Origin of the sequence: Streptomyces sp. NPDC052107 (genome assembly GCF_040680215.1) — a bacterium.
Classification (GTDB): domain Bacteria; phylum Actinomycetota; class Actinomycetes; order Streptomycetales; family Streptomycetaceae; genus Streptomyces.
In genome coordinates, this window is sequence record NZ_JBFAWG010000163.1 from 1 (window position 1) to 9,007 (window position 9,007).

General features: G+C 67.5%; 10 protein-coding genes and 1 pseudogene. 4 read left to right on the forward strand and 7 right to left on the reverse strand.

The window, feature by feature from the left end; genetic code table 11:
• The first annotated feature begins 237 nt into the window (after positions 1-237).
• Both AB0M27_RS45360 and AB0M27_RS45365 read left to right on the forward strand, forming a co-directional pair.
• The gene (locus AB0M27_RS45360) at positions 238-1,242 is read left to right on the forward strand and encodes an alkaline phosphatase family protein (RefSeq protein WP_365731837.1); all 1,005 of its coding nucleotides are present in this window, start codon (positions 238-240) and stop codon (positions 1,240-1,242) included.
• Between the two features lie 656 nt (positions 1,243-1,898).
• A pseudogene (locus AB0M27_RS45365) lies at positions 1,899-2,129 on the forward strand (IS5/IS1182 family transposase); the annotation flags it as partial.
• A gap of 64 nt (positions 2,130-2,193) precedes the next feature.
• On the opposite strand, the gene AB0M27_RS45370 reads toward AB0M27_RS45365, so the two are convergent.
• Complete coding sequence (locus AB0M27_RS45370) at positions 2,194-2,454, reverse strand: hypothetical protein (protein WP_365731839.1); 261 nt, start codon at positions 2,452-2,454, stop codon at positions 2,194-2,196.
• 334 nt (positions 2,455-2,788) lie between these two features.
• Entirely contained in the window at positions 2,789-3,229 is a 441-nt protein-coding gene (locus AB0M27_RS45375) for a TetR family transcriptional regulator C-terminal domain-containing protein (RefSeq protein ID WP_365731841.1), read from the reverse strand.
• Positions 3,230-3,562: 333 nt separating this feature from the next.
• Here AB0M27_RS45375 and AB0M27_RS45380 point away from each other — a divergent pair, with 333 nt between their 5' ends.
• Both AB0M27_RS45380 and AB0M27_RS45385 read left to right on the forward strand, forming a co-directional pair.
• The gene (locus tag AB0M27_RS45380; RefSeq protein ID WP_365731843.1) at positions 3,563-4,096 is read left to right on the forward strand and encodes a carboxymuconolactone decarboxylase family protein; all 534 of its coding nucleotides are present in this window, start codon (positions 3,563-3,565) and stop codon (positions 4,094-4,096) included.
• Positions 4,097-4,233: 137 nt separating this feature from the next.
• Positions 4,234-4,884 carry a nitroreductase family protein gene (locus AB0M27_RS45385; RefSeq protein ID WP_365731845.1) on the forward strand — a complete coding sequence of 217 codons (651 nt, stop codon included), beginning with the start codon at positions 4,234-4,236 and terminating at the stop codon, positions 4,882-4,884.
• Between the two features lie 891 nt (positions 4,885-5,775).
• Here AB0M27_RS45385 and AB0M27_RS45390 read toward each other — a convergent pair.
• The 5 genes from AB0M27_RS45390 to AB0M27_RS45410 all read right to left on the reverse strand — a co-directional run bounded on the left by AB0M27_RS45390 (position 5,776) and on the right by AB0M27_RS45410 (position 8,754).
• Complete coding sequence (locus AB0M27_RS45390; RefSeq protein ID WP_365731847.1) at positions 5,776-6,087, reverse strand: DUF6510 family protein; 312 nt, start codon at positions 6,085-6,087, stop codon at positions 5,776-5,778.
• Between the two features lies 1 nt (position 6,088).
• Entirely contained in the window at positions 6,089-6,844 is a 756-nt protein-coding gene (locus AB0M27_RS45395) for a ferredoxin reductase (protein WP_365731850.1), read from the reverse strand.
• Entirely contained in the window at positions 6,814-7,413 is a 600-nt protein-coding gene (locus AB0M27_RS45400; protein ID WP_365731852.1) for a sulfite oxidase-like oxidoreductase, read from the reverse strand. Before AB0M27_RS45400 ends, AB0M27_RS45395 begins: the two co-directional genes overlap by 31 nt.
• Positions 7,414-7,954: 541 nt before the next feature.
• A complete protein-coding gene (locus AB0M27_RS45405; protein WP_365731854.1) occupies positions 7,955-8,575 on the reverse strand; it encodes a hypothetical protein in 621 nt (206 codons plus the stop codon).
• Positions 8,575-8,754, reverse strand: a complete 180-nt coding sequence (locus AB0M27_RS45410; protein WP_365731856.1) for a hypothetical protein — start codon at positions 8,752-8,754, stop codon at positions 8,575-8,577. The genes AB0M27_RS45405 and AB0M27_RS45410 overlap by 1 nt, the downstream gene beginning before the upstream one ends.
• Positions 8,755-9,007: the final 253 nt, after the last annotated feature.

Consider the following 9,007-nt stretch of genomic DNA (forward strand, 5'->3'; position numbering starts at 1 on the left):
ACACAAAGGCTCCTACGCACCCGCGTCCTCGGCGGAGTCATCAACGAGTACAGATATGCCGCGTGAGCTGCAGCGATGACTTTCCGAGCCCCGCAGGACTTGCCGATGCGGAAGGCGAAACGCCTTGTCGGGGCGGTTTGTGCGGCACTGCTGGCGGGTGCGGCGTCCGGAGTGGCTGACGCCGCTCCTCGCCCGCACGATGAGGGCAGGGGCCGCCTCGACCACATCTTCGTGATCATGTTGGAGAATCACTCGAAGGACGGCGTCATCGGTGATCCGGACGCCCCCCGTATCACCCGGCTCGCCCGCACATATGGGATGGCCGACCACTACTTCGGGGTCACCCACCCGAGCATGCCCAACTACCTGGCGGCGACGGCCGGTGACACCTTCGGCATCCAGGACGACGAGGACGAGAACGTCACTCGCCTCACCGCCCGCAACGTTGTGGACCAGTTGGAGGAACACGGCAGGACCTGGGCGGCGTACATGGAGGACCTGCCGACGGACAAGCAGGCCCGCTTCGGCCCCGTGGTGAACGGCAGCCAGGTCCATCTGTACGCGCGCAAGCACAACCCCTTCGTGCTCTTCAACGACATCGCCGAAAACCCGGCCCGGATGGCAGCGGTGAAGCCTTACAGCGCGCTCGCCGCAGATCTGGCGAGCGGTGACATCCCGGACTTCGCATGGCTCACACCGAACCAGTGCAACGACATGCACGGCGGAGTGAACGTCGCGGTACCCGGTCACCCCGAGACGCCCTGCCCGTACGCCGGGTCCCCGGGCGACGCAAACGACCAGGCCCTCAAGGGGAAGTCCGACGTCTGGGTCCAGCAAGCCGTCGATACGATCACGCACTCTGCGGCCTGGAAGGAGAACAGTGCGATCTTCATCGTCGCCGACGAGAACGACTGGATCGGCGGCGAGGACAACGGCGGATACGAAAGCGCCGATGGCTGCTGCGACTCCCCGTACGTGCCGCTGCACGACGTCCGCCTCAACCCGGACTACCCCGGCTCCACCACCCCATCGAACTGGCCCGGTGGTCCCTACGGCGGCGGTCTGAGCCCGGCCGTGGTCATCACCAGCCGCGGTCCGCGCGGTGCCGTGAGCCACACGCCGTACAACCACTACTCCCTGTTGCGCACCGTCCAGGACAACTGGCGCCTCGGCCACCTGCGGTACTCCGGTGACACCGAGGGCGGCGTCCTGCCGATGACGGATCTGATGACCAGGCGTTAGCTCATGGCGGTCTTGTCCTCGCACGTTACTCGCCCCGCTGCGACACGTGGTTCCGGCGGCCCGTGACACGGCCGTCCTCCACGCTTCGAGGCCCGGCAACCGAGCGCGCAGGCATAGCCGTTCAGCACGGGTTCCCTGGCCGAAGTGCCCGCCGCGCCGGCGAGCCGGCTCCGACGGGAAGGCACCGGCGCGGGGGGCTGTGCGATGGCTCACGGGTGGGCCCTCGTCGAGGCGCGGTTCGGTGCCCATCCGGCCGACCCGGGACACCCGCCGCGCCTTCCCGACGGGAAGTCAGCCGCACGTCCGCGTGCCCGCCGACGCGCTGACGGCTCCTTCCCCTGTCGGGCCGGAACGGCAGCGGGTGTCCTGGCCTTTCCCTGTCCCTGGGCTCGGGCCAGTCCCTCAGGCGTGGTGATCCAGGTTGTGTTCGGTGCCGGGGCGGTCCATGTCGGTGTCGGCGTACAGCGTGGTCTCGCCGTCGGATTGATGCCGGCGATGCGGTCGGTCACGGCTGTTCCAGCTTCATAACGGTGGCCGGCGCCGGCTACTCGGGGGTCGCCAAGAAACCGCGTCCGCCGAACGTGGGCCGATGGTCGCCTCGCGGTCGGGTGGCGATGGTGGCCAGCCCGGCGGCGCCCGCCTACGACCCTGTCGTCCTGCGCAGATGGCTCCGATGGAAGCGGATCGGAGTACGCATCGCCCGCAAGGCATCGAATCCAGCGAACGATTGGGCCGCCGGGCTGGGTCATTGAGCAGACGATGTCGCGGCTCTCCGGCTACCGTCGCTTGAGTCCTCGCTACGAGAGCGATCCCCGTAACTACCCGGCCTTCCCGGACTCGCCGCAGCCATCTGCTGCTACAAGCACCTCGTCCGCCTCACCGCATAGCCCCATGCCCGGCTCCCGGGCCCCTCCTGACGCACGGTGAAGCCCGCCAGGAGGCCCACGAACGTCAGGGCCCCGAGACGACGAACTGAGCCATCCTGACCCGCTCATAGCCTGGGTTGCCGCGACGCGTCTGGGCCTCTTCGGTCTCACGCCAGTGCCGGAGCGGGTCGACCCCTGCGAACTCGACGACGTCGATCCTGAGCCCGGCCAGCCCGGACGGGTCGATGTAGCCGACCGTACCGCCGGGCAGGTCCTTGGACGGCCCATCTTCCGCAACGCCGCCCTCGCCGGCCAGTCCTTCGCCGGACCACCCGAGATCGAGCAACCCACCCGCCAGGCGACATCCCAGCTCAACGCCCGCGCCCGCCCCTGGATATGGGGCAGACCCGCCCCGCCCACCAGGCGGTTACGCCGCCGATATGTGTACATCCTTTGAGGAATCCAGCACTAGCCGCGGGCGGACTCACGCCATGATCCCCACCGGATCGGCGAAGAGCCGGTAATCCACACGGGATCAACGGCCTGACAACCGACGACGGGTCGTCAGGCCTGCTGCGCTGCCACGCAAGTTCGTTAGCGTCTACCGACGCCAAGGTCTTACCGATCCCGTCACGCGACGTTCAGGCTCCGGAACAAGAGGCCCGGGCTTCGTATCAGGTTCACACGACGTCGTCTGACGTTGTGTACGCGCGAAGATGCTCGACCGCGGCATACAGCGCGTTACGCAATGGCGCTGCGTCGCGGGCGATCTGCGCTAGCAGGCTGCCTCCCTGGTAGGCGGCGATCAGCATGTGTGCGAGCCGCGCCGGATCCGCCGACTCGTCGAGTCGTCCGTCATATTGCATCCGCTCGAGTCCCGCTCGGAAGATGTCTCGCCATTCGGCGAAGACGCGGGCGAGGTCGTCGCGGACATCCAGATCGATCTTGACGATCTCGCTCGCGAGGGATCCGAGGCTACAGCCGTTCTCGAACGGGCGACCGGAGACGACGAAGAAGTCCGCCCACTCCTGGTACGCCTCGATCGTGTCGAAGTCGGCGAACCGTTCGCTTCGGTGGAAGCCGAGCACGCTCTCGGCCTGCCAGTCGCTGACGGCGCGCACCAGGCTCTCCTTGTTCGTGAAGTAGTGGCTCAGCTGCGAGCCGCTGACCCCCGCTGCTCTTCGCATCAGCTCGTTGTTCGTCGCGTGGACCCCCGCGTGTAAATCAAGTCCGTGGCGTCCTCGAGGATGCGACCTCGCGTCGCCAGCCCCTGGCCCGTGAGCCCGCGAAGACTACGCGATCCATCGTTCATCTGCATGTCACCGACCTACCCCGCAGATTGTGCTCAGCACCCCAATCCGAGCATGGATTGGGCTTGACAACCCACTCTGTGCATGTGTTCACTGCGAGTGGGCTGAATAGCCCAGACTGATACCGACCCGAGGACCACCACCATGTCTCGTCTCACCACGCCCGAGCTCACCGACATCGACGCCAAGACGCAGGGCACGCTCGACGCCATCGCCAAGCAGTTCGGCTTCGCTCCTGCCATGTTCACCACGCTCGCCGCCAACCCGACCGTCCTCGAGATCGTGATGGGCCTGCAGGGCAGCATCGCGAAGCTCCTCGACGCGAAGACCCGCCACACGATCGCGCTGGCCACGTCCCACTCCAACAACTGCGACTACTGCTCGGCGCTGCACGGATTCATCTCCGCGAACCTTGGAGGCATGTCCACCGAGGAGATCGAGCTGGCCCGCACCGGCGGCTCCACCGATCCCAAGCGTGCCGCCGTCGCTCGCTTCTCCCAGCAGGTGATCGAGACCCGCGGCCAGGTGGGCGACGAGGACATCGCCGCGGTCCGCGAGGCCGGATACACGGACCCCGAGATCCAGGCGATCGTCACCGTCGTGGTCGTCACGCTGCTCACGAACTACCTCAACAACGTCAACGACACCGTCGTCGACATCCCCGGTGCGGGCGCGTAACCAGCGACGTCGCGACCGAGTCAACTGGCACGGAGGTCGCCCCGATGAAAGCGATGTTCACCACGTACTGACGTGAGTCCAACGCCCAGAAACCGCCTCCTGGCCCGATCTCTCCGACAACGAAACGAAAGCCAAGCATGGATCTCGAGAATCTGATCACCAAGCACCTCACCCGCTGCTTCGACCCGAACAAAAAGATCCCGGAGGAGACCTTCCAGCTCCTGCTGCGCTACCTACGCACCTCGCCGACGACGATCAACATCCAGCCGAACCACTTCCATGTGCTGGAGTCGCAGGCCGGCAAGGACAAGCTTGCGGACGCTCTCGTCGGCCGCTTCGCGGACAACGCGGAGAAGGTACGGAACGCGTCGCACGCGATCGTGTTCACGACCCGCAAGACGATTCCCGACGAGCACTTGCAGGAGATCTTCGCGAAGGAGCGCGCGGACGGTCGCTTCGCGGACCCGGAGATCCAGAAGGGATGGGAGGCTGGAGCGTCCCACTTCGTGGAGATCCAGTCGGAGAACTATGGCGGTGACGTGCTCCACTGGCTGGAGAAGAACACGTACCTCGTGGTCGGCGCGACCATGATGGCCGCCGCTTCTATCGGAGTCGACGCCACCCCGCTGGAAGGGTTCGACCGCGCGACGATCGACGAGGCGTTCGGCCTCACGGACACCGACTTCACCACGACGCTGCTCGTCGTGCTCGGGTACCCGGACGAGACGCGCGTCTCTCGCCAGCCGGTCTCGCGCTTCGACGCCGAGAAGATCTTCACCCACATGTGACGAACTGAGCGGGTGCGCGATCGGCGCGCCCGCTCGGTTCTGGGGGACTCGACTGTCCGGCGCCCGCACCTCTCCTCGCGTGCGGCTTGTACTGCTCCGGCGACACGCCCTGACGCGGGCCCGGCCACAGGCCCGGCCGCAGGCTGGGCCTGTGGCCGGGGCGGCTCTGCAGGCCCGGCGCCACGGCGGGTCAGGAGTCGGTGATGTGCCCGGACCCGTTCGGCATCGGCGTCGGCTCGTGCCTGTGCAGCGTGCACAGCCGCGTTCCCCGGTTCTGTGCAAGGTTCAGCGCGTGCTCCGCATCGGGCAGCACCGGCGTCCTGCGGCGGCTCTTCGCGGTCTGTCGGGTGTAGCACTCGCTTGGCCGGGCTCCGCCCCTTACGAGCGTTCATGAGCGCCCGGCCCGAAGCCGGACGGTCCCCGAGCGGCTCGTGGGCTGCCAGCCGGGCAAGGGCCCCGGCTGCTCGATGGCGTCGGCCGACCGCACGGCCGCGATCCGGTTCGTGGGCGTGGTGGTGGCCATGAGTCGCGAGCTGCTCGCCGAGGCGCGCCTGGCACCTGATCGAGTCGTAAACCGGCGAGACCGTCCTGCCCGACGAACTGACCGCACTGCCTTGAAGAGGAGATCACCGAGTGGCCGCCGATACACCATTGCAACGGACGTGACCTGCAAGAGCCCCGTCAGTGACTCCTGGACTCACGCGGAAACGGCACCTGCGAAGAGTGACACGGCCGTCTCGGTGCCCCGTCGGGCAGCAACACACCTCATGGTGTGGCCATGCCGTTTTGAGCAGCCTCCGGCCTGGCTGTGTGGCGGGCGCCGCCGGTTGCGTGCTCGTGGTCTCCTCGCCGGGCCGGGGGGCGTTGCTCGCCGGTGAAGCCGCCGGCGGCTCAGTCGGCGCCCACGGGGATCGACAGCACTGTGATACCGCTCATGTCGAGCCAGACCGTCTGTGGCGCGCGTACCAGACGCAGCATGACGTGTCCGCACCCCTGGCAGCGGGCTACCAGTCCTGGTGCCTGGCCGTATACGAGCAGGCGTGCGAGGGGCCCTGTGTTGCCGCAGTGCGCGCACTGGCTGGTCGCTACCGTCAGGTCGACCGCGAAGAGCTCGGTGAGGGGGCCGGCCAGCGCGTTGCCGTCCATGTACCCGCCCTCTTCGCCGCGCGGGATTCCGGTGTCCGCCGGTGTGCCTGCCGTCATCTCAGTCTTCTCCTCCGCCGAAGCGTTCTGTGCGGACACGCTCGGGGTCGTGCCCGAGGAGCACCAGGTAGGCAGCCGCCTTCTCGACGAATGCCGTGGGCCCGCAGACGTAGCAGGTGGGCCGGAGGTCCGGTGGCCATCCATGGTGTGCCAGGTCGTCGGGTGTGATGCGGCCCGGGGGGCGTACGGACTGCTGTGGCGCTTGCCGGGTGTAGATGCGCGTGATGTCGACCCCTGGTGTTCCTTGGCGGATCTCCGGCCCGTACAGCAGCTCGGCCGGCGATCGCAGCGAGTAGAGCGCCCGGAAGGGGACCCGGCTGCCGACTGCATGCCGCGTGCGGATCATGCACATCAGCGGCACCAGCCCGGAGCCGCCGGCCACGAGCAGGACCGGTTCTTGCTGTTCCGACTGCCAGACGAACCAGCCTCCGACCGGTCCCCGGAGCTCCAGCTGGTCGCCGGGCATGAGCTCGTCGGCCAGGTAGGGCGAGACCTCGCCCCCGACAACTCGTTGTACTGTCAGCTCCAGGCGCGTTCCGTCCGGGGCCGACGCGATGGAGTAGCTGCGCTGTGTGCTATAGCCGTCTTCGGCGGTCAGCCGGACATCCACATGCTGGCCCGCCAGATGGCCGGGCCATTCCGGCACCTCCAGCACCAGTGTGACGGCCGTCGCGGACTCAGCGCGACGTTCTGTCACTTCGGCGGCCCTCCATCGGAGCCGGTCGCCTAGTCTCCTCGATACCGCTGTTCTTGCCACGGGTCTCCGTAATTGTGGTAGCCGGCGCTCTCCCAGAACCCCGGGGTGTCGTTCTCCCGCAACTCCAGTTGGCGCACCCACTTCGCGGACTTCCAGAGGTAGAGGTGCGGGACGAGCAGTCGGGCCGGACCGCCATGCTCGGGGGCGAGCGGCCGGCCGTCGTAGCCGTACGCGATCCAGGCCTTGCCGTCCAGAAGATCCTCCAGCGGGAGGTTTGTGGTATAGCCCCCGTAGGAGGCGACGAGGACGTACTCGGCAGCCGTCTCGACATCGGCGAGCAGGACGTCCAAAGACACCCCCTGCCACCGGGTGCCGAACTTCGACCACTTGGTCACGCAGTGGAGGTCTGCCGTCGGAGTCTGCGACGGCAGCTTCATGAGGGCGGCCCAGTCCCAGTTGTGCCGACTCCCGGTCTCCGTGGTCACGGACAGTTCCCACTCGTCTGTGCTGATTCGCGGCGTGGGCCCGGCCGAGAGGACCGGAAAGCCGGTGGTCTCGTACTGTCCGGGTGGCAGCCTTCTGCCCGCGGGCGGCCTTCGGCCGTGGAAACCGCGCGAGATGATCGCCATGCTGGCCGTCCAATCGGTTCGTGTGAGGCAACGCTCGGCGCCGTGAAGCGGGGCAGGCATCAGCCCAGGGTCCCCCTCCAGTCGGCGAGGGCGTGCCCGGTCCCGTCCGGCGAGTCTTCCTGGACGAAGCGCATCCCCCGCGACCGTCACCTCGGTCTGCGCCGGCCACCCGCGGACGAAGCAACCAGTCGCCGACGAGGATCGCACCGGGCTCGGCCTTGAGAAACATCTTGGGCCCATCGCTCGTCGTCGGCCAGTCCGCGTAGGCCGCCGCGATCGCGGTCACGTCGGCGGGCTCGCCCTCGATGGGGATCTCCCGGGGCCACGTCAAGGTCGGCCGTCGTCCCTCGCCGGGCCCGGCGAACGGCCGTCCGTACTCCGCCATCAACGCGCTGAGGTTCCAGCCCGGACCCTCGTCCGTCAGTCCGCCAGGTCGATGAGACCGTCCCGCACGAGCTCCTCCGGATACCCGAATCGCTCCGCGAGGGCGACGACGCTGTCGTACAGCTCCGTGTCTTCCGGCACCGGCAGAAGTACGCCTTCACAGCGCGAAGGAACAGCCGGTAGCCGAGGTCGCGCACGCCTCGGTGGCCACCCTCTCCAGCGCCGGGACGAGACCGGTCACCGGAATTCCGTACAAGGGCTTCTCGGCCGCATGGCTGAGCCGCTCAGTGACCGGGCGGATCACCTGGACAACTGTCTGGCACCGCTCTTCGTCCACCACTGGCTGTAGCGATAAAGGCACAAATGCCGGGTCGTCCCGGTGCACGCGGGCCAACCATGCCTGCTCGATCCGCTCCAGCCAGGCACGAGCACTCATGCCGTACTCGGCCGGGTCGGAAGTGCCGTGGGTGGCCCCGAGCCACACCGTGCGGATCGTCTTGTCCGGCAGCGGGGAGCGCAGGAGCCGCTGAACGTCCTGGCCCAGTCGTGCAGCCTTCGACCGGTCGAACTGCTCTACGGCGCTTTCCTCGAAGTGGAGCCACATCGGCACGGGACCGCTTTCCGGCAGGTAGCGCCGGGCGTCCTCGGGGGACAGCGCACGGGGTAGGTCCCACCGTGAGGCCACCCAGGTCAGCCCGACGTCGGTCACGTAGATGCCTTCCCGGAAGCCGTTGTCGGCGGCGTCCTCGTGTTCGGCTTGGGCTTCGTCCGGCATCATCACCCCTCCAAGTAGGACGTGTACACGACCCATTTGCCGTGCGGGTGTGCCCTGTCCTTGCCGATGTACTTCAGCTGCACGATGACCCAGTTGGTCTCGACCTCGCTCTTGATCACTTGGTCGCCGCGGACCACCCACTTGTACTCGACCGCTTTCCCGACCGGCGTGTCCCGGCCCATCGGTCGGTTGAGGTCAGCATGAAGAAACCCCGCCAGGTAGTCCCAGGCGGGGTCTCGACTTCATCGAGCTGTCGAGATCACTCTTGGCTCAAGGCAGCGCGCAGGTAGGCGATCAGATCACCGGTCGGCACCTCGACCCAGGCGGCAGCCCCTGTACTACAACACCGCTGCGTTTAGCGTCGTGAGCGGGACGCAAGGCCGTTCTCGAAGAACGTGATCTCGGCGTGGACGGTGTAGGTCTGGGCGCTCTGGG

What these genes read in the sequence shown, in the direction of transcription:
- AB0M27_RS45360 (WP_365731837.1), top strand. Translation starts at nt 238, where the DNA reads ATGTTGGAGAATCACTCGAAGGACGGCGTCATCGGTGATCCGGACGCC.
- AB0M27_RS45380 (WP_365731843.1), top strand. Translation starts at nt 3,563, where the DNA reads ATGTCTCGTCTCACCACGCCCGAGCTCACCGACATCGACGCCAAGACG.
- AB0M27_RS45385 (WP_365731845.1), top strand. Translation starts at nt 4,234, where the DNA reads ATGGATCTCGAGAATCTGATCACCAAGCACCTCACCCGCTGCTTCGAC.
- AB0M27_RS45390 (WP_365731847.1), bottom strand. Translation starts at nt 6,087, where the DNA reads ATGACGGCAGGCACACCGGCGGACACCGGAATCCCGCGCGGCGAAGAG.
- AB0M27_RS45400 (WP_365731852.1), bottom strand. Translation starts at nt 7,413, where the DNA reads ATGGCGATCATCTCGCGCGGTTTCCACGGCCGAAGGCCGCCCGCGGGC.
- AB0M27_RS45405 (WP_365731854.1), bottom strand. Translation starts at nt 8,575, where the DNA reads ATGATGCCGGACGAAGCCCAAGCCGAACACGAGGACGCCGCCGACAAC.
- AB0M27_RS45410 (WP_365731856.1), bottom strand. Translation starts at nt 8,754, where the DNA reads ATGGGCCGGGACACGCCGGTCGGGAAAGCGGTCGAGTACAAGTGGGTG.